Genomic DNA, 20,653 nt, shown 5'->3' on the forward strand with positions numbered 1-20,653 from the left:
TATGGCGCTTCCTCGTGGCAAAAAGACAATCAAGTAACAGCTCAACAGCAAAAAAGACAGCAAGAAAAAGTAATTCAAACACAAAGCAAAAAACCAAAGGGAGTTGGGTGTTCGGTGCATTCTGGCGCCTATCATTAGTTGCGCTTGTATTACTAGGTGCATACGCATTTTATCTCGATGCACAAATCAAAAAAGGCTTTTCAGGCAATAAGTGGGAAGTGCCTGCACAAATCTTTGCGCGCCCGCTAAGCTTAAGTAAAGGTGAAGAAATAACACCCTCAGAGGTCATTGATGAATTGAACCTTCTGGGCTATCGAAAAGTGGCATTTGCCAATAATAGTGGTGAGTACAGCTATCAAAATAGAGTGCTAACTGTTCAGCGCCGAGCATTTCAATTCCCAGAGGGAACAGAGCCTTTAAGACATCTGATTGTCACTTGGGATGGCGCGAGGGTGTCTGAAATTTACGATAAAACGGAAGAGCGACCGTTTGGCACAATCAGGCTTGAGCCATGGCTAGTAACGCGCATGACAAGTGGTTCTAGTGAAGATCGCATGTTGGTGTCACTCGATACTATTCCCGAATTATTACCCAAAGCCCTAACACTGGTAGAAGACCGCAATTTTTATAACCATCACGGGGTAGCGCCGCTTTCAATTCTGCGTGCCTTGGTGGCGAATATCGCTGCCGGAAGAACCGTACAAGGCGGCAGCACGCTAACGCAACAGCTGGTTAAAAATATGTTTTTAACCCGAGAGCGATCGCTAGTTAGAAAAGCGAAAGAGGCGATAATGGCGGTAATTATCGACGCTCGCTATAGCAAATCTGAGATAATTGAAGCCTATTTAAACGAGGTCTTTTTAGGCCAAAACGGCAACATGGCTGTGCACGGTTTCGGCTTGGCAAGCTACTTCTACTTTGACAGGCCCGCCAATGAATTAAGCGTTCCTGAAATTGCGACCTTAGTGGCTATCATCAAAGGACCGTCTTATTACAACCCTCGAAAATATGCGGTGCGCACTAAAGAGCGAAGGGACCTGGTCTTGCGCATGTTGTTTGACGAAAATGAGATTAATCGCGATGAATACGAACGTTACGTAAATAGGCCTCTTGGCTTAGCGAGCGGGGCGAGTCTAGCCAGTGGAAAGCACCCTGCGTTTATGGAGCAAGTGCGCAGGGAGCTAAACGAAATATTAGCAGAGCCCAGCTTAAGAGATTCAGGGGTTAAAGTATTTACTACCCTTGATATTGTTGCACAGCGCCGCGCGGAGCGGGCTCTGTCCACTACCTTAGATGGACTTCAAAAAAACAGAAAGGCTGCACTACAGGGCGCAATGGTGGTCACCGATAGCGCAACAGGCGAAGTAAGAGCTATCATCGGTGATAGAAACGCAGCATATAAAGGTTTTAATCGAGCGTTAGACGCCAAGCGCCCCATAGGGTCGTTAGTGAAACCTGCGGTATATCTTACTGCCCTTGAAGACCCCACTCAGTTTAATTTGGCAACGCCGCTAGAAGATAAGCCCATTACCCTTGAAAGTAAAAACGGCAAGCCGTGGTCGCCCAAAAACTACGACAAAGAATTTAGGGGGCAAGTGCCATTATTGCAGGGACTGACAGAGTCACTCAACATTCCCACCGTAAACTTAGGAATGCAGGTGGGCTTAAATACACTGGCCGATACCATAGAGCGCCTTGGGGTAAGTACACCGTTAGAAAAAGTGCCTTCAATGACACTTGGGGCGTTTGAGTTAACCCCATTTGCTACCAACCAAATGTATCAAACCCTGTCTAATGATGGACGCTATATTCCACTGCACACGGTGACTTCGGTAGTCACATCGGAAAACGCGCTGCTGTGGAAAAAAGCGGAGTTTTACTCTCAACGAGTAGATGAGGCAGCCACTTACCTATTAAATTACGCGCTTTATAAAGTCACCACAGAAGGTACGGCAAAGCGAGTTGGGGCCACCTTTGGCAGCGTTAATATGGCGGGTAAAACAGGTACGACGGACGACTATCGCGACAGTTGGTTTAGCGGTTTCGATAGAAACCATGTGGTAACAGTTTGGGTGGGCAATGATGACAATAAATCGGTTAATTTAACCGGCGCTGGCGGTGCACTGCCGGTGTTTGTTAACTACATGAAGTCACAAGCGCCCAAATCACTTTCCAGAAGATTTCCAAGAGGCTTAGGCATTGCCCACTTTGATTCAAAAACAGGGGCAGTGGTTGTCGCAGGTTGTGCTGGTAGTTTGAGCGTTCCGGCCATACTAGATGTGCTTCCTCCACCAGAACAAGACTGTAGCGGGCGTCCGGTAGACGATGCCAAAGACGGTAAAAAGAAAAGCTGGTGGGAACGTATATTTGGATAAAAAAATGCTCCAGTAAGAAGATAGAAAGCAAATATTTACACTAGGGTTCTTTATTCCCTAAGGAGATTCCCTAAGGAGGGCTAATACCTGTTGCGAAATGTCTATCTTCTACCGGAGCTAAAAGCCCAGGGAGGCTTGGGGAACAAAAATGGTTAATGTCCTTTTTGAAAAAACAGGCGCGCGGTCGAAAAAGCGATAGCGCTAACTGCGAAAGCAATGAAAGGACCAAGTACTAACATCAGTAAGGTACTGGCAGCAATCATGACTATCTCCTTACGCATCGTTATCGTCAGAAGTTGACGGCGAGTCGTCTGAAGCCGCAGGCGTTATCAACATATCCACAACTTGTATATCCGCAATTAATGTCGTTGACTCGTCTGCGTTAGGCTCGAAGGTGTGGCTTGCCGTCATAACGTCAAACGTAATACGTGTTGAAGTTTCTTGTCTCACTTCGTTCATGGCACTTGCCACTAAATAATCGGTATGCGACTGCAGTGCAGACACATTGTCGTTAGCCATTAATGATGCGCTGAAAGTACCAGAAGTCAGTAGTAATGCAGTGATAAGATTGCGACGCGTAAACATAATATTTTCCTATTAATAAAAGTTGAACACTGCACTGATACATACTGCGTGGCAGCTTTCGATATTGTTAAAACTCGTGATTCTTAACGTAGAGCACGTTTGTTTCTCATTACCACTAACGTATTGCGAGTGTTGTGCCACTTTTGTTTTCTATTTTAACTATATGATTTTATTGATTTAGTTTTGTTTGGCGTAAAAGGGGATGAACGAGAGATGAATAGTGGAAGACTAAAAAGTAGTGTTTTTGAAACTGACTTGGTGAAATTCGCCAATCTTAATTTGGCCAATTGAATCTACTCAATTAAATGAGGTCTATGACCTATTAAATAAGGCTGGGACGGAATGCCACAATGATGTACGAGAGCATATTAGGCCTTCCATGCCACGAAGCTAACGATCAGCAGGATTTTAATTTCGGTTACCGTTGCAGTAAAAGCTACGATGAAGTTTTAAGCTTAGAAACGGCTGATACCGCAAAGGCAATAATAGCTCCCGCCACCACGCCAACTGCCCCATCGGCTAAAATAGACATAGCAAAGTCAGAACTGGGCACTAGCTCTGTTGCCCACACGGTTACGTGATGCAAAAAACCAATACTGTGAGTGAGGATACCGCCGCCCACGAGGAACATGGCTATGGTGCCTACCACCGCAAGGGTTTTCATAATAGCCGGAGCTGCTACAAGAAGAGTTCGTCCAATTAAGCGCTGCATGGTGTTCATAGTGCCGGTGAGCGATTTGCGCAGCATATAAAGACCCACATCGTCCATTTTTACCAAGCCTGCTACCAGTCCATACACACCAACCGTTATGGCTAAACTCAATGCAATTAAAACGCCCACTTGGGTTATTAATGTTGCGTCGCTAACGGTGCCTAAGGCAATCACAATAATTTCAGCTGACAGGATAAAGTCAGTACGTATTGCACCTTTTATCTTTTTTTGCTCGAAGGCCACCATATCAACATCTTCATGAGCAATGGCTTCTATTCGCGCTTCCCGCTCTTGAAGTTGGTCATCGTGAGGGAGATATTTATGCAGTAGTTTTTCAGCACCTTCAAAGCACAAGTACAGCCCGCCTAATACTAACAGTACGGTAATCAGCGAAGGGACAAAGGCGCTAATGGCGAGAGCCGCAGGCACTAATATGGCCTTATTCAGCAACGACCCTTTTGCTACCGCCCATACAACAGGCAATTCTCTGTCTGCCTTGATGCCTTGCACTTGGTCTGCGTTTACCGCTAAGTCGTCACCCAAAACCCCAGCGGTTTTCTGGGCCGCTACTTTTGACATGGTTGCAATGTCGTCCATTAAGGTGGCAATATCGTCGAGTAAGGCAAGTAGATTAGCTCCAGCCACAGATTATTCCTTTTTAATGAGAGAGTGATTAAATTATTGGGCTACTAGGGCGTGTTGATCTTTGTTGTACATTTTTGCAGCGGTCTGTGAGCTATTTAGACAAGGCGAATGGTTGAAGGTCTAGCGGGCTAAATCAAAACCATTCAACGCAGGATAAATAGCTCACAGGCGCTGCCCGAAGGGGGGCGTTATGGAAGCATTTTACTCTTTGTCACAGCCCTTTGACTTAGCCCACTATGCCTACAGGACTGTTCCGCGATTAAAACACTTCCATTTAGCCCAAAAATCGTACAGCAAAGATCAACACGCCCTAGATAGGCAGAATACGCCGTAATGCCAATGTTTGGCAACACAACATTACGACAGCAATGTGTTAATTTGTTTGCTCATCGTTTTCAGGTGTTTTGTTAATACGGGCATCGATAAACCGCTGATGTCCAACTCGTTCAGAGCATTTCATAGTGCCCCCAGCCCAGCCACTCAATGTCGTGAGTATTTTGTTTGTAGTGTCTGCACAGTTTACGATTTTTACTGGGCGCTGATTAAATAGCTTCTCATCTCTATCTTCGCCTTTTCTGGGGTCGATAATGTTTGGGCTGTTTTTATTTGTTGTATAAGAAGAAGCCGCATTAGCAGATTCTTCACCCATACGGGCTTCATTATAACTGTCTAAATAGTCGGCCGCAGCCTGTGCGCTAGACACATTTAAACGACCGGCTTCACGGTTAACGTTCGGCTTCGATACTTGGGAAGGTGATTCTTTTAGAGGTGCTTCTTTTGAAAGTGCCTCTTCTAGCTGTGATGGGTGAGCATCTGGCAGGGGCTTGGTTTCTGTAGACTGCTCGGGCTCAGCGTTTGGCTTGTCCAGAGTTTCAGCCGTTTTAGGTGCCTGTATTTCGCTGTCTGCTGATTCCTCCTCGCTTGTATCTTCATTGACTACCTCTGACGTTTGCTTGTCTACCACTTCCTTGTCGACGGCTTCTTTGTTTACTGCTTCTTTATTTAAGAAAAGGCTGGGCTCAATAGTTTTTTGGGCGGGTGGCTGAAACAGCACGGCCTGTATTGTGGGGGCAGGGGAAAGGCTGGCAATAGCCGCTTTCTTTTTTTCAATACCATATTGGCTTACTACAACAACTGTGATGATTGCCCCAGCATGAATAAGCAGTGACGCCAATGCGGTACGCCATGCATAACGCTGTTTGCGTGCATGGTCTTGTAAGGGGCGCTCGGGCGCGAAAAACATCGCTGTGTTTGTACTCATCAGAATTTACAGACCCAGTAACTCAATGATAGTTCCGCTTTATCCAGCTTTTGTACGCTGCGCCTTCATGCTCTTTTTCCCTTGCGGTATACAAACTCAATTTCGTGCATCAACATTAAACAATTCGCTTTACCTGAAAAGTCCGTAAGCGCTGATAGCGGGATTTGAAAAGGCCAATACATGCTTCTACTCGTCTTAAGTTATGGTGAATTGACCTTGTGCGCGTCATTGTTGGGCATTCTTTTCGCGCTGCACCTTAATGGTGCGTTGTTTTTGGCTTATCTTTCGTTAATTTTGGTTATCTATCTGATTTTTATTCATAATTATTTATGGCATGGCTCTTGGTATAGTAATCGTCAAGTACGCATTTTTGCAGAATAATCACAATAAACTGGGAGCATCACATGAAATTAGTCACTGCTATCATCAAGCCGTTCAAGCTAGATGATGTTCGTGAAGCCATTTCAGAAATCGGGATTGACGGTTTAACCGTTACCGAAGTAAAAGGCTTTGGACGTCAAAAAGGTCACACCGAACTCTATCGCGGCGCGGAATACCAGGTAGATTTTTTACCGAAAGTAAAATTAGAAATTGCCGTACAGGACGATCAGGTCGAGCGTTTGGTCGAGGCCATCGTTGGTGCTGCTAAAACAGGCAAAATTGGTGACGGTAAGGTCTTTGTGTATGACCTAGAACATGCCGTTCGTATTCGAACTGGTGAGTCGGATACCGACGCGCTGTAAGCCACAACGATATTTTTGCGGAGAAAACCATAATGGAAATCACTTTTGAACTTGGGTATGCGCTAGATACCTTTTACTTCTTAATTTGCGGCGCGCTAGTTATGTGGATGGCTGCAGGTTTTGCAATGCTTGAAGCTGGCTTAGTTAGAGCCAAAAACACCACTGAAATTCTGACTAAAAACATCTCGTTATTCGCCATAGCCTGCACCATGTATATGGTTTGCGGCTACGGAATCATGTACGGCGGTGGCGATTGGGGTCCTTTCCTTAGCGGCATCTTAAGCGACGGCGCAACAGGTGTTTCAGAAGACCCAGCAACATATGCACCTTCTTCAGACTTCTTCTTCCAAGTGGTCTTCGTTGCCACTGCTATGTCTATCGTGTCTGGTGCGGTTGCTGAGCGTATGAAGCTATGGGCTTTCTTAGCATTTACTGTGGTAATGACTGGTTTCATCTATCCAATGGAAGGTGCATGGACATGGGGCGGTGAAGCTGTATTCGGTCTGTACACACTTGGCGATTTAGGCTTCTCAGATTTTGCAGGCTCGGGTATTGTTCACATGGCAGGCGCAGCAGCTGCACTGGCGGGTGTGTTAATTCTTGGTGCTCGTAAAGGTAAATACACCGCAGATGGTAAAGTTAATGCTATTCCAGGTGCTAACCTGCCTCTAGCAACCCTAGGTACATTTATTTTGTGGATGGGATGGTTTGGCTTTAACGGCGGTTCAGTACTTGCCACTGCAACGGTTGAAAGTGCAAACTCTGTTGCCATCGTATTTATGAACACTAACGCAGCCGCAGCCGGTGGTACTATTGCTGCGCTTATCGTAGCGCGTATCTTATTTGGTAAAGCTGACTTAACAATGGCACTAAACGGTGCGTTAGCAGGTTTGGTTGCTATTACCGCAGAGCCTTCTACGCCTAGTCCATTAGAAGCAACCTTATTCGGTGGTCTTGGTGGTATCTTAGTAGTACTCAGCATTGTTGGTCTTGATAAGCTTAAGATTGATGATCCAGTTGGTGCTATCTCAGTTCACGGTGTTGTTGGTTTACTTGGTCTTCTACTTGTTCCAATTACTAACGACGGTTCGAGCTTCTCTGGTCAGCTTATTGGCGCGGCAACTATCTTTGTTTGGGTATTCGTAGCCAGCTTAGTAGTGTGGTTAGCGCTTAAAGCAACCATGGGCATCCGTGTTACTGAAGAAGAAGAGTTTGACGGTGTAGACATGAGTGAATGTGGTTTGGAAGCATACCCAGACTTCACCAGCGGTCGCTCATAAACTCACGGACCAATTTACATTGATGTAGGCAGCGACAAAAACATAATAATGCCTAATCATCATCACTTAAGCCTCGCATTTGCGAGGCTTTTTTCGTTCTGCGATAAACCTAGGCGTATCGCGCCTTAAACGCTACACTAGAAATGGCAGTGCAAAGAGATTTCGACACGCAACTACCAGTAACAAACGTAAGCACACCAACATTGTTTATAAAAAACGTGCTTTGGATTAAAAAGGGAAACGACGGGACTACTGTGATGATGGCTAAAATAACACACTCACTTTTCACGATGACGTTCGCAATGACACTATGCAGCACGCTTTGTATATCGTCTTCACACGCGTATGACAGAGTCACGGGCAAGCCATTTGCCAGCCGGTCTGAGGTTATAGCGCAGCATGGCATGGCGGCAACCAGTCAACCCTTAGCAACGCAGGTCGCTCTGGATGTGCTTAAGCAAGGTGGAAGTGCTGTCGATGCTGCCATTGCAGCAAATGCTATGCTTGGCCTGGTAGAGCCTACAGGCAGTGGTATAGGAGGGGACTTATTCGCCATTGTATGGGATGCCAGTGAACAAAAGCTAGTGGGTTTAAATGCATCAGGTCGTTCTCCCCGTTCACTGACTAAAGCGGTGTTTGCAGAGCGCGGGTTGAACAAAATCCCTAAGTTTGGTCCCTTACCTGTATCAGTTCCTGGTGCGGTAGACGGTTGGTTTGAGTTACATGAAAAGTTTGGCAAGTTGCCCATGTCTACTCTACTGACTCCTGCCATCGAATACGCAAAAAATGGCTTCCCAGTTTCCGAACTCATCGCGTATTACTGGCAAATGAATAAAGACAGAATAGGCCACTACGACGGCTTCGCTGAGACTTACCTCATCAACGGCAATGTGCCGAAAAAAGGCGACATATTCAAGAATCCTGGGCTTGCGGTTACCTATGAAAAAATAGCGACCGGTGGCCGCGATGCGTTTTATAAAGGCGATATTGCGCGTACAATTGATGCGTATATGGAAGCCCAAGGCGGATTTCTTTCTTATCAAGATTTAGCGTCTCATACATCACAATGGGTTGAGCCAGTGTCGGCAAATTATCGTGGTTACGATGTGTGGGAACTGCCTCCAAACGGACAAGGTATTGCCGCACTGCAGATCCTTAATGTGCTCGAACGCTACGATATAGAAGGCATGGGGTTTAACTCTGCCGATTATATTCACACCTTTGTAGAGGCCAAAAAGCTCGCATTTGAAGATAGAGCAAAGTTTTACGCTGATCCCGATTTTAATGATATTCCCGTAGATTGGTTGATCTCCAAAGAGTATGCCAAAAAGCGACAGGCACTTATCGATATGGAGAAAGCAGCGTCGCGAGTAGATGCAGGTATTTATGAGGGCGATACTATTTACCTGACCGTGGCAGACAAAGACGGCAATATGGTGTCGCTTATTCAAAGTAATTATCGCGGAATGGGGTCGGGTATGACGCCGCCGGGTTTAGGTTTTGTGCTGCAAAATAGAGGTGAAATGTTTACGCTAGAAGAGGGACACTACAACGAATATCGTCCCGGTAAACGTCCCTTTCATACTATTATTCCTGCATTTGTTACCAGAAACGGTCGCCCGGTGATGAGCTTTGGGGTAATGGGCGGTGGAACGCAGCCTCAAATGCACGCACAAATCATTGTCAATATTCTGGATTTTGGTATGAACTTGCAAGAAGCAGGTGATGCACCACGCATACTCCACAGCGGCTCAAGTAGTCCAACGGGTGAATTAATGCTAGACGGTGGTTATGTAAGCCTAGAGTCAGGATTCGATGAGGCGGTGCAGCGCGAACTTATGGAGAGAGGCCATAAACTCCAGCGTGTAATCGGTGCGTTTGGCGGCTATCAAGCCATTGCTTGGGATGCCAAAAAGGGCGTGTATTTTGGCGCTTCTGAAAGCAGAAAAGATGGACAAGCTGCAGGGTATTAAGCACACTGACTATGCTCGTCACAGCAAGGGGTTTAACCGTTTATAATAGGGGTTGAATAACATCTGTAATAACGGTTAATAAGCGCTGTTTGAATGAGTGATTTTTATAAGTGCTTTAATAAAACTTCAAATAATAACAAGAGCTGCAATGACACAACCACAAAAAGGCATTTGCGCAGAGCCAAATTTGCATGCGCAATATTTGATGCTCAATGTTGTCGATGAAGACAGCGAAGCCGTAAGAGCAAAATTAGCAAGAGTGCTCGATATTTTCGAGCACTTTGAAAATGAGCATTACGAAGCAATGGTTACCGGTGTAATTGCGGTGGGAACCAGCTACTGGGCCGATGTTTATCCAGGACTCATTCCCGTTGAGCTTGCTCCTTTCCCCGATATGCAATGTGAAGACAGAAGCGCGCCCAGCACACCTTGCGACTTGTTTATTCAAATTCGAGCAGACCGGCTAGATATTTGCCACGCCGTAGGTATAGAGGTGATGGACTTATTGCGTATTCACGTTGAGCTGGTAGAGCAGGTACGAGGGTTTCGCTATCTCGACGGTCGAGACCTCAACGGCTTTCTTTATGCCACTGACAACCCGAGGGGTATGGCGCGCAGAAAGGTCGCTATTATCAGCGAAGAGGACGATCCCGACTTTCAAGGAGGAAGTTACTTGCACGTGCAACGGTATCGACATGATCTCAGGCGCTGGAATAGCTTGTCTGATAGGCAAAAAGAACAGGCGATGGGAACTACTCAGCAACACAACTTGCCTAGTGTAGAGCAGTCTGGCTCATCACACTGCGTTCGCGCCGTAAGCGCATCTGCCGATGATGAAACCTCTAAACTTATGAAGCAAGGTATGCCCTATGGCGATATGGCATCTCAAGGCTTGTTTTCTGTCTGCTGTAGCGCAAGCGCGCGACCCTTTAAGCATATGTTACAAAGTCAGATATATGGCAATGGAGAAGGGGATTACGACCGATGGTTAGATTTTACAAGTGCAGAAACCGGTGCTGCATTTTTTGCACCCTCGGTTAACTTTATAAAAGCGCAGGCTACTCTATCGAACTGACACCTCTCTATTGCTTCGCTTTTACTGAAGCACGAGAGCGCCATCCCAGTTGTCATCTAAGTCTATATTTCGATAAATGCGACATACGTCAATATGGTGATGGGCTAGGGTATCATTTGGATTAACTGCCAGTGCGGTTTCAAAGTAGGCAATCGCTTCATCCCACTGCTTGTTGATACGACACGCCAAACCTGCTGCAATCTTGGCTTGAACAGAAATTCGCGCCGCTTGTTCAACATCGCTGAGATGACTTAGTACCTCATAAATCTCAATCGGTGCTTGACGGCCTTTTACCCGAACCCAATCGAGTAAGCGGGTCTTAATGGGATAGCCGGCCCCTAAGGTTTGCAGTACTTGAGCGCTCACAATAATATCGGCTTGGTATTTAGGAGTGAGTGCTTCGAGGCGTGATGCAATATTAACACTATCGCCAATCACGGTGGTGTCCATGCGATCGTCTGAACCTACCGTGCCCATAATCACATTGCCAAAATGTATTCCAATACCCATGTTGACCGCGGCATAGTTGCTGTTCTTTCTATGTCCGTTATAGATGGTCAATGCTTTTCTTAAATCTAATGCAGCGTTTAAAGAATCAATAGCTTTGTCTCTCGCTGTACCACCTGGGTGGTCGAATAAAGCCATAATGCCATCACCCATGAACTTGTCGATAAAGCCACTGTTTTGGTGGATAGGGTCGTTCATGCGGGTGAAGTACGAGTTAAGGAAATTCATCAACTCTTGAGGCGTTATGCGTTCAGAAAAACCAGTAAACCCTCTAATATCGCAAAACATGATTGCGACTTCATTTTCTGAGGCATAGCCTAAACCAAGATTGTCAACATCGGTATTGGCCATGTGTTCTACAAACTGCTTGGGCACAAATTTTTGAAAGGTTTGATTTAATCGCAGAGCCTCATCAGCAGCTTCTTGAAACCTAGCCTCCTTTTCAGTACCTAAGTTCGTATTGCGCCTGTTCTTTTTGAACTGCGTAACTCGACGCGCAAACCTTCGGCTGCGCCTAATCAGCAGCACCGTAATAACAGCGCTATAAATGAGGAGTAGAACTATCCCTATTCCTAAAAACCATTCCATAGAAGACATTAGCTACTCTTATTCAAAGTGACTTTATAACGAGAATGAAGGCATTAATACAAAATAGTCCGAAAAACGAAATACAAGACGTTCGGAATCTTGTCAATGCCTGCTTATGACTAAGGTAAATGTATACCGTAGTGCAATTCAAGTGAACAATAGTTGAGAGAAGAGATTGATCAAAAAAAGTCTTCAGCAACAAAGGGAACAGCTATTTACCGGCCGATACAAGATTACACTGTTTACTAGAGAGCACAGCATTTGATGTGCTCTCTAGGCATCTCTGTTTTGCATAGACAGCTTCAGTAAACACAGCCCCAATACAAGCAGGGCTACTACACCAATGCTTTAAAGCGTAGCAAATACCCTATCTGCTGCCGCTAGTGTTTTTTCAATAACACTGGCATCGTGGGCTTTTGATACAAATCCTGCCTCATAGGATGCCGGGGCGAGGTACACACCCTCGTTCAGCATGCCGTGATAAAACTTATTAAATTGCTCGGTGTTGCAATTAATAGCCTGTTTATAATTCGTCACCTTCTCAACATCGGTAAAGAATATCCCAAACATACTGCCCGCAACATTAGTAGTTAGACTAATATTGTGCTTGTCTGCCAGTGCCTGCATGCCATCTACCAGCGCCTGCGTATTCTCAAAAATTGAGTCATAGAGGTCTTCTTGCTGCAGTTGTTCCATAGCTGCAAGGCCTGCAGCCATCGCTACTGGGTTACCCGACAGCGTTCCCGCCTGGTAGACAGGGCCTGTTGGGGCTATGTGCGTGATAATATCTTTTCTGCCACCAAAACAACCTACTGGCATACCGCCGCCAATCACTTTGCCAAGGCAGGTAAGATCTGGCTTAACACCATAACGCTCTTGGGCTCCGCCGCGAGATACGCGGAAGCCTGTCATAACTTCGTCAAAAATAAGTACGCTTGAATACTCATCGCATACTGCACGAAGGCCTTCAAGAAAACCTTCCACAGGCGGAATACAGTTCATGTTGCCAGCCACTGGCTCTACAATAATACAGGCAATGTCGTCGCCATGAGCCTTGAAAATCTCTTTAACCGATTCGATATTGTTATATTCGACGGTAAGCGTATGTTCCGCCACGTTGTCAGGTACGCCAGGAGAGCTTGGTACACCCAGTGTCAGTGCACCTGACCCCGCTTTCACTAACAACGAATCGGCATGCCCATGATAACAGCCTTCAAACTTCACAATTTTGTTGCGACCTGTGTAACCTCGTGCAAGTCGTATTGCTGACATCGTCGCTTCGGTACCTGAATTTACCATGCGCACCATCTCCATTGACGGTACCATTTTACTCACCGTTTCAGCCATAATGACCTCGGCTTCGGTAGGCGCACCAAAAGATAAACCGCTATAAGAGGCTTCTATAACGGCCTCTCTTATCTTAGGGTTGTTATGCCCTAATACCATTGGGCCCCATGACTGAATGTAGTCAATGTACTGTTTACCGTCTACATCCCACATGTATGCGCCATCTGCTTTAGTAATAAAGCGAGGTGTTCCACCTACCGCTTTAAAAGCGCGCACAGGTGAATTCACACCACCTGGGATAGTTATTTGAGCTCGGGCAAATAGTGTTTCAGATTTTGTCATGTAATTACTTACTCTTATTGCTGTACCAAACGACGTCACGTTCATATTTTGTGACCAAATGCTCCACACCAAGAGTGAGGGCAAATAAGGCCATTCTCACCAACACCCCATTATCGGTTTGTCGGAAAATGGCTAGGTTTGGATTAAGGTTTAAATCGTTGTCTAGCTCGTTGGCTTCCATACGAGAATCTCGCGGAAGTGGATGCATAATGACGGTCTTAGACTGAAAGTGTCGTGTGTAAATCGATTGATTTAACCGAAACTTTCCGCGGTATTTATTGGCTTCATCTTGTGAAGGGAATCGCTCTTCTTGAATACGAGTTTGATAGCAAATGTCTGCATCCATGCTGCCTTCTAGGGTATCGGTAATGGTAAGGTGGTGACCTGCTTGCTCAATAGCATCAATGACAGGTTGTGGCATGGCTAATTCACGAGGGGATATTAAGGTAAAACGAACATTATTAAATAAACACAATAAACGGGATAATGAATGCACAGTTCTGCCGTAGCGTAAATCGCCTATCATAGCGATGTGGAGCCCATCGATGCCTTGGCCGTTGTATTCTAACTCACGTTTAATGGTAAATAGGTCTAACAGGGCTTGAGTAGGATGTTCATTTGCACCATCGCCGCCATTAATGACGGGAACTCGGCTTCCCTCAGCAAATTCGGCCACAGAGCCTGAAGCGGGATGTCGCATGGCAATTATATCGGAATACCCGCTTAATACTCTTGCGGTATCGTAAAGAGATTCGCCCTTTGCCAGCGCTGAACTCGACATTCCGGTCGTTTCTCGAACCTCACCACCTAACAAGTTGAAGGCGGTACCAAAACTCACGCGAGTACGGGTACTGGGTTCAAAAAAAAGGTTACCAAGAATGGCGCCTTCTAATACCGTCGTGCGTTTTTCTCGTCTTGCATAAGGTTGCATGGAATCGGCTACTGAGAACACCTTCTCAATGGCCTCCCGATCGAATTGATTAACCGAAAGAATATGGTTACCAGTAAAGTCAGACATGAGCCACTCAATCATTAACGAAAACGCCGCTAGTGTATAACAAACCGCGGTATAAGTAATCTGTCAGCGGCAAACTCTGAGCGTAATTCGCGCATTTGTTGCGTTATTCGTTGTGACTACTTATTGCGATAATGCGCAAACAATACTGCTATTTTTTCTGCTGCTTGGCCTACGTGTTCGTGTATGTGTTTATCGTTCATTGCGGGGTGAATGCCGCATAACAGCATGGTGTGAAATTCACCTTTCAATAGTGCGCAATAATCAATGGCAAGTTGATTCGCTTTCTGTTCAGTAATGTCACCTTTGCCTAACTGCCAAATGGTATGACCGAGGGCGTCTAGTGAGCGTTTCGGACCGGCTTGATAAAAGAGCGACGCCACGTGCGCGTTATTAACAGCCTCGGCAATGATCACCCTAAATATACCCACGGTTTCGGGGTCTTGAATAAGACGTATATATTGTCTGCCAATTTTATGGAGACACTCCGTAATGTCTGGCTCGTGTGACGCTGGCTCGAAAGCTTCAGGGGTATCGAGCTGATATGCTCTGCACTTAGACGATATGGCCGATTGAAAAAGGACGTCTTTGCTATCATAGTGGGAATAAACCGTTTGCTTTGAAACGCCAGAGGCTTTAGCAATGCCGTCCATAGACGTCTTAGTAAAGCCATCTTTCAAGAAAAGTCGCGATGCAGCCTGTAAGATAAGCCGAGATTTTTCTTCACTTTTTGGCCTACCTTGTTTTTTTATTTGCGACACCATGATCCTCGCTAGCGAAAAAAAAGAATATAAAGAATAAATAATATCATACTGGACGGTCTAGTATTTATATACTAGCATCGCAATATGCATTTGCAAACATCATCACTGAGTGTAAAAACATGAACATGAATTCTGCTGACACCTCGTCAACGGCAAGTAAAGCATCACTATACGTTGCAATCGTCGTTTTCACTGCCGCGTTGGTGCTGCTATTGGTGGCGGCTGGAATAGGTAATGCCGCGCAGACACCTCAGGCGAGAGCGCCCATGTCTGTTGTTACCGGTACAGTAAAGGTGCAACAGCAATTTGAAACGCCAATTAGTGTCTTCGGCTTAGTTGAATCGCCAAAATCCACCTCGCTGTCATTTGACACTGGCGGTCAAATAGAGGAAGTATTGGTTGAAGAGGGTGATGCCGTGTCTAAGGGAGATGTTGTTGCTCGGTTAGATACTCAGCGCTTAAGAGCACAGCAAGAAGAGCTTAACGCCTCCTTAGTGCGAGTAAAGGCAGATTTAAACTTAGCCAAAATCAATAACGATCGCACTCAATCCCTCGTTGACAGAAAACTAGAGTCTGCACAGCGTCTTGATGAAACAAACGCTTCCCTTAGTGTGGCCAATGCCAGAGTAGACGAAATTGAAGCATCGCTTAATTCGATGAAAGTAGCACTTGATAGAGCGGTGCTCTACGCACCGTTTGACGGTCAAGTTAACCGACGCTTCTTTGATGAGGGGAGTGTTGTAAACGCTGGGACTGCGGTCATTGGTATTACGAGTAACGAGCAATTTCAAGCTCGCTTTGCAGTGCCAGCAGATATTATCGACCAGTTTGATATTGGTGAGCCTGTCATAATTCAAATTGGTGAGCAAAATGCGGCGGGCGTGGTGACCCAACGCCTTTCTGTGAGAAATATACAAACCAGAACGGTTGATATTCTGGTAACCCTGAACAGCAATGACCAAGTACGACCTGGTGATATGGCTATTTTGTTTGGTGCGCGCTCGCACAATGAACAAGGTAGCTGGCTTCCTGTGACGGCATTAAGTAACGGGCTGCGTGGCCTATGGCGAGTATTTGTATTAGGCGATGCAGCTCAAAGTGAGAGCGGCACAGCACTTGAAGCAAGAGTGGTGGAGGTGGTTTACACAGACGGGAACAACGCCTTTGTCCGTGGGGCATTGAAAGAAGGCGACCGCTATATCGTAGACGGTACCCACAAGCTGTCTCCAGGACAGCGGGTATCCGCAGCCAGTGCGTCAACTCAAACGCAGACACAAACAGAGCGTAAATCTTACTCTGAGCGCAGTGCCCCAGAAAGCGGCGGTCAAAACAGCGCGCAATACGCTGGAGTACAATAATGAAAACGCCTCACGCTAGCGTAAGTAAAGACTTCCCTTGGTATACGCTTTTTTATCGTCGAGGACATCTGCTAGTGTTAAGTTTGGTGATCATCATTGTCGCCGGACTGTCAGCGCTAGGCTCGTTACCACGTATTGAAGACCCTAGGATCGATACGCGCAATGCGCTAATTATCACCCAGTATCCAGGGGCGTCGGCAGAGCGTGTAGAAGCGCTTGTCAGTGATGTTTTAGAAGACAGGCTGCGAGAAATATTTGAAATCAAAGAGGTTAAGTCTACGTCTCGGGCGGGGATTTCAGTCATATTAATAGAGACCCAAGATTGGGTTGATAACAGCACTAACGAAGAGCTATTCAGCGAGATACGCGATGCGATTGGGGCGGCGTCAGACCTATTCCCCGAAGGGGTTTTAGACCCTGTCTTTGATGAAAAGCGCGGGGCAACCGCCTTTACGCTGCTACTTTCTCTTCGTGCCGAATATCCAGACACAACGCCTATTACAGTTATGTCTCGCCTTGCTGAAGAGCTCACCGATCGTTTGAGAAACGTTAACGGCACTGAATTAGTCAGGGTATATGGCGAGCCTAACGAAGAAGTGAGCGTTAGCGTAGACCCCATTAAATTAGCGGCCACAGGTTTAACGCTACAGCAGGTAAGCACTATTATTCGCAATGCCGACCCTAAGCTGCCCGCAGGCATGTTAAATACGCAACAGAGCAACTTACGCTTTAGTGTGGGCGAGGGACTCACCGGTGTTGATATGATTGCATCGGTCCCCTTAGTCAATCGCGACGGTCGCTACTTGCGCGTTGAAGATATTGCGATTGTCACTCGAGGCTACACTACGCCACGCAGTGAAATTGCATTTTTAGATGGTGAAGAATCTATTTTTGTTGCGGCTAGAATGCAGCCCTCATTACGCTCTGATGTGTGGACCCAAAATGCCCTTGCAGAAGTCGAGCAGTTTAATCGCGATTTTGGCGGTACGCTTACCGCATCAGTCGCTTTTGAGCAAAACGAATACACGGCCACCCGTTTAGCCGATTTATCAATGAATTTGTTGATGGGTTGTGCGGTGGTAATGTTAGTTATTTTACTATTTATGGGTTTTAGGGCTGCATGGATTGTGGGTTTGGCGCTTCCGCTGTGTGCATCCTTCACGTTGTTCTCGCTGAGTTTTTATAACGAACAAATTCATCAGATGTCCATTTTTGGCATGATAATCGCCATTGGCCTTCTCATTGATAATGCCATTGTAATAACCGATGAAATTCGACTCAATTTACAAGACCCTCAGCTTACCCGAGTCGGTGCGATGGCGAAAAGTGTGGCGCATTTATTCGCGCCGCTACTCGCCTCAACTCTCACAACGGTGTTGGGGTTCATGCCAATATTTTTGCTAAATGGGAACATTGGCGATTTTATTGGGCCTATCGCTATTAGCGTGGTAATGGCCTTAATTGGCTCCTTGTTTATCTCTCTTACAGTTATTGCTGCGCTGGCAGCGCGGTTTTTACCGAAAAACGACGGCGCTGCATTAGATACAACGAAAGCTGCTGGCTCCTCGTGGTGGCAGGTGGGCATTCAGGCACCGGCGCTAACGTTAGCTTTTAGTCGCCAGCTAGGACGCTGGATAAAGCAGCCGAAGCTCGTTATTTCAGTTATTTGCATACTGTGCTTATCCGGCTTTGCTCTGTCTACACGCTTAGCAAATGTGTTTTTCCCTAGTGCCGACAGAGACCAGTTTGAAGTGTATCTGTGGACGAAAGAAGGCAGCAGTATTACCAATACGACTGACTATGCATTGGACGTTGATGCCAAAATTCGCCAGTACGAGGGCGTTAATCAAGTCACCTGGCTGGTGGGCGGCTCGGCGCCTTCCGTGTATTACAATCAAACCATGACAAGAGATAACATGCCGTATTTTGCCAATGCGGTGATAACCACCAACACTGTTGAAGAGGCATCATCTCTCGTTGGCAAGCTGCAGCAAGATTTAGATAGCGCATATCCAGAAATTCAAATTGTGGTGAAAGGATTTGGGCAGGGGCCGCCCATTGCTGCGCCGGTGGAAGTCGAGATATTTGGGCCCGACCTAAACGTATTAAACGAGTTAGGAGAGCAGGTAAGAGCGCTGATGTCAGAGGTTGACGGCATTTCTCAATCAATAGCCAGCATTTCTATGGGCGAGCCAGAGCTTAACGTTGTTACAGATAGCGATAGCTTGTCGTATTTAGGGATATCTTTGGCCGATCTTGCTGCGCAGATGCAAATCAACTTCTCTGGGATGACCGGCGGATCAGTATTAGAAAGTACTGAGGAGGTTCCCGTAAGAGTGAGGTTGGATGAGTCATTTAGACAAGATGTCTCCGGTGTCGACTCTATGCCCATACCTGTAGCTAGTGATAGCGCCCTCTCATGGTCACCTTTGGCGGCTGTGACATCGCTTTCGCTAAAGCCGGCTACAAGCAGTATTACCCGTGTTAACGGCGAGCGCCTTAATCGTATTCAAGCATTTTTATTACCCGATGTACCGGCAATAGATGCGAGCAATACGTTGAGAGAGAAGCTTGATGAGCATTTGGTGTTACCTCAAGGCTATCGAATTCATTTAGCAGGGGATGCCGATGAACAGCAGCAAGCGTTAGGTCAGCTTGGGACTTACGCGCCTGTCTTATTGGTATTAATGATTACAACGCTTATTCTCACTTTCTCAAGCTTAAGAATGGCAGGGGTAATTGGGCTAATCGCGATTCTATCCGTTGGTCTTGGTATGTTCAGTTTGTGGCTTTCTGGGCTCCCCATAGGCTTTAATCCGTTGCTTGGCTGCGCAGGACTTATCGGGGTTGCTATCAATGGTTCTATCGTGGTGATAGCGGCAATTAATGCTAACCCGCAAGCAAAACAAGGTGATACGAAAGCCATAGTGGAAGAAACAATGAGCTGTAGTCGACATATATTATCGACCACATTTACAACGGTGGGGGGACTTATACCGCTATTGTTATTCAGTGAGGGAAGCTTCTGGCCTCCTCTGGCTGTTGTTATTGCAGGCGGCGTGGGTTTCTCGGTCATTCTATCTCTAGTATTTACTCCAACTATTGTGGCTGCATTTAAGCGCAATCAGCACAAAAGGTTAGCGAGTGAATAAAACAACGCCATAGGCTGATTGGTTTAGATAGCAACGGATTTAGGTAAACTATCTGTTTTTAAATCGCGTATACAGAAGTTATCTTATCGTCAGCACGCGAGACGATTGTAAATTTTGTCATAGGATGTGTCGGCACATATGCAAACAAAGCGTTTTCTTTTTTCCCGCTGGTGGAAAACCGATTGTGCTAAGTGCAAGCGTGTACGATTATACCTTCTTTGGGCCGTTATTATGTTGGTAGTGTATTTTTATGTCTGGCAGTAGTGCAGAACCCATTTATATTAGAGCTGCATCTAAAAGCAATGGTATAACGAGCATTGTGATTGGCTGTGTGGGGTTAGTGGTGTCAGCCCTATGGCTTAGCTTTCTTCCCGAGTGGCTGTTTTTGGCAGGTATTTTTATGACCAGCGCAGCTTTGGTGTGCTTACTTATCGGTTACTTTAAAATACGTGAACCCAACTACAGCTTAGAAATTGCAAAAGACTACATCACTTACCGACATCGGTTAGGCAGCTGGCGTATTCATTGGGATAATTTACAACGAGCTGATTGTCCACGCATTCGCCATGGACTTGACCAGGTAGCGCTTGAAACCGTGGGTTTTAAGCTAAAAAATTATACTGATTTTTTAAAAACCATTTCACCGCGCCTTGCCACTCATTTGCTCATGGAGCAACGACCTTTGCTGCTGCATAACTCGGACAGTGATTGTGCTACGGGAAGCTGTTACGAGCAATCTATGTTCGACGATAAGCACTTTGTGCTAGAAGATGGCACTCCTGTCACTGGTATCAAAGCAATGTTGGCACACCGTATGGTAGAGCTTAGAAAACGCCTAGGCTATGACATATTCATAGCAAGCTCTGAACTTGACAGAGAAGCCGTAGATTTCGCTGCATTAATTGTTCAGTGCCAGCACGCTCGCTCTGCTTCATTGCAAGAAAGCTGAAGAGTCTGGAAAGCTAAAGTTTCTGCTCGCATAAGACGTTTT

The 20,653-nt window shown here is 46.0% G+C and carries 15 protein-coding genes; 8 read left to right on the top strand and 7 right to left on the bottom strand.

The genetic code is table 11. The features are described 5' to 3' along the window. Positions 1-14 precede the first annotated feature (14 nt). Positions 15-2,375, top strand: coding sequence for a penicillin-binding protein 1B (mrcB, locus tag V7R39_RS13495; RefSeq protein ID WP_334031313.1), 2,361 nt, complete (start codon positions 15-17; stop codon positions 2,373-2,375). A gap of 273 nt (positions 2,376-2,648) precedes the next feature. Here mrcB and V7R39_RS13500 read toward each other — a convergent pair whose 3' ends face one another. The 3 genes from V7R39_RS13500 to V7R39_RS13510 all read right to left on the bottom strand — a co-directional run bounded on the left by V7R39_RS13500 (position 2,649) and on the right by V7R39_RS13510 (position 5,578). After that, a complete protein-coding gene (locus tag V7R39_RS13500; protein WP_334031314.1) occupies positions 2,649-2,960 on the bottom strand; it encodes a hypothetical protein in 312 nt (103 codons plus the stop codon). A gap of 436 nt (positions 2,961-3,396) precedes the next feature. Further along, positions 3,397-4,317 (bottom strand): DUF808 domain-containing protein, encoded by a 921-nt coding sequence (locus V7R39_RS13505; protein ID WP_334031315.1) that lies wholly within the window; start codon positions 4,315-4,317, stop codon positions 3,397-3,399. A 373-nt stretch (positions 4,318-4,690) separates the two neighbouring features. Next, entirely contained in the window at positions 4,691-5,578 is an 888-nt protein-coding gene (locus tag V7R39_RS13510) for a hypothetical protein (protein WP_334031316.1), read from the bottom strand. Between the two features lie 404 nt (positions 5,579-5,982). On the opposite strand from V7R39_RS13510, the gene glnK reads away from it, so the two are divergent. The 4 genes from glnK (at position 5,983) to V7R39_RS13530 (ending at position 10,649) form a co-directional block, all read left to right on the top strand. After that, positions 5,983-6,321, top strand: coding sequence for a P-II family nitrogen regulator (glnK, locus tag V7R39_RS13515; RefSeq protein WP_032095165.1), 339 nt, complete (start codon positions 5,983-5,985; stop codon positions 6,319-6,321). A 32-nt stretch (positions 6,322-6,353) separates the two neighbouring features. Next, positions 6,354-7,601 carry an ammonium transporter gene (locus V7R39_RS13520; RefSeq protein WP_334031318.1) on the top strand — a complete coding sequence of 416 codons (1,248 nt, stop codon included), beginning with the start codon at positions 6,354-6,356 and terminating at the stop codon, positions 7,599-7,601. 260 nt (positions 7,602-7,861) lie between these two features. Continuing rightward, the gene (gene ggt, locus V7R39_RS13525; RefSeq protein ID WP_438823548.1) at positions 7,862-9,574 is read left to right on the top strand and encodes a gamma-glutamyltransferase; all 1,713 of its coding nucleotides are present in this window, start codon (positions 7,862-7,864) and stop codon (positions 9,572-9,574) included. A 148-nt stretch (positions 9,575-9,722) separates the two neighbouring features. Further along, entirely contained in the window at positions 9,723-10,649 is a 927-nt protein-coding gene (locus tag V7R39_RS13530; protein ID WP_334031319.1) for a Dyp-type peroxidase, read from the top strand. Positions 10,650-10,670: 21 nt separating this feature from the next. On the opposite strand, the gene V7R39_RS13535 is transcribed toward V7R39_RS13530, so the two are convergent. The 4 genes from V7R39_RS13535 to V7R39_RS13550 all read right to left on the bottom strand — a co-directional run bounded on the left by V7R39_RS13535 (position 10,671) and on the right by V7R39_RS13550 (position 15,152). Then, positions 10,671-11,753, bottom strand: coding sequence for an adenylate/guanylate cyclase domain-containing protein (locus V7R39_RS13535; protein ID WP_438823546.1), 1,083 nt, complete (start codon positions 11,751-11,753; stop codon positions 10,671-10,673). 339 nt (positions 11,754-12,092) lie between these two features. After that, on the bottom strand, positions 12,093-13,373 hold the full coding sequence (gene hemL, locus V7R39_RS13540; RefSeq protein ID WP_334031320.1) for a glutamate-1-semialdehyde 2,1-aminomutase: 1,281 nt from the start codon (positions 13,371-13,373) through the stop codon (positions 12,093-12,095). Positions 13,374-13,377: 4 nt separating this feature from the next. Further along, complete coding sequence (locus tag V7R39_RS13545; RefSeq protein ID WP_334031488.1) at positions 13,378-14,391, bottom strand: aspartate carbamoyltransferase; 1,014 nt, start codon at positions 14,389-14,391, stop codon at positions 13,378-13,380. 116 nt (positions 14,392-14,507) lie between these two features. After that, positions 14,508-15,152, bottom strand: coding sequence for a TetR/AcrR family transcriptional regulator (locus V7R39_RS13550; RefSeq protein WP_334031321.1), 645 nt, complete (start codon positions 15,150-15,152; stop codon positions 14,508-14,510). A 119-nt stretch (positions 15,153-15,271) separates the two neighbouring features. Here V7R39_RS13550 and V7R39_RS13555 point away from each other — a divergent pair, with 119 nt between their 5' ends. The 3 genes from V7R39_RS13555 (at position 15,272) to V7R39_RS13565 (ending at position 20,611) form a co-directional block, all read left to right on the top strand. Then, the gene (locus V7R39_RS13555; RefSeq protein ID WP_334031322.1) at positions 15,272-16,510 is read left to right on the top strand and encodes an efflux RND transporter periplasmic adaptor subunit; all 1,239 of its coding nucleotides are present in this window, start codon (positions 15,272-15,274) and stop codon (positions 16,508-16,510) included. Continuing rightward, a complete protein-coding gene (locus V7R39_RS13560; protein ID WP_334031324.1) occupies positions 16,510-19,662 on the top strand; it encodes an efflux RND transporter permease subunit in 3,153 nt (1,050 codons plus the stop codon). The genes V7R39_RS13555 and V7R39_RS13560 overlap by 1 nt, the downstream gene beginning before the upstream one ends. 250 nt (positions 19,663-19,912) lie before the next feature. Beyond that, complete coding sequence (locus tag V7R39_RS13565) at positions 19,913-20,611, top strand: DUF2982 domain-containing protein (protein WP_334031326.1); 699 nt, start codon at positions 19,913-19,915, stop codon at positions 20,609-20,611. Positions 20,612-20,653: the final 42 nt, after the last annotated feature.

The organism is Alteromonas sp. P256, assembly GCF_036864455.1.
Classification (GTDB): domain Bacteria; phylum Pseudomonadota; class Gammaproteobacteria; order Enterobacterales; family Alteromonadaceae; genus Alteromonas.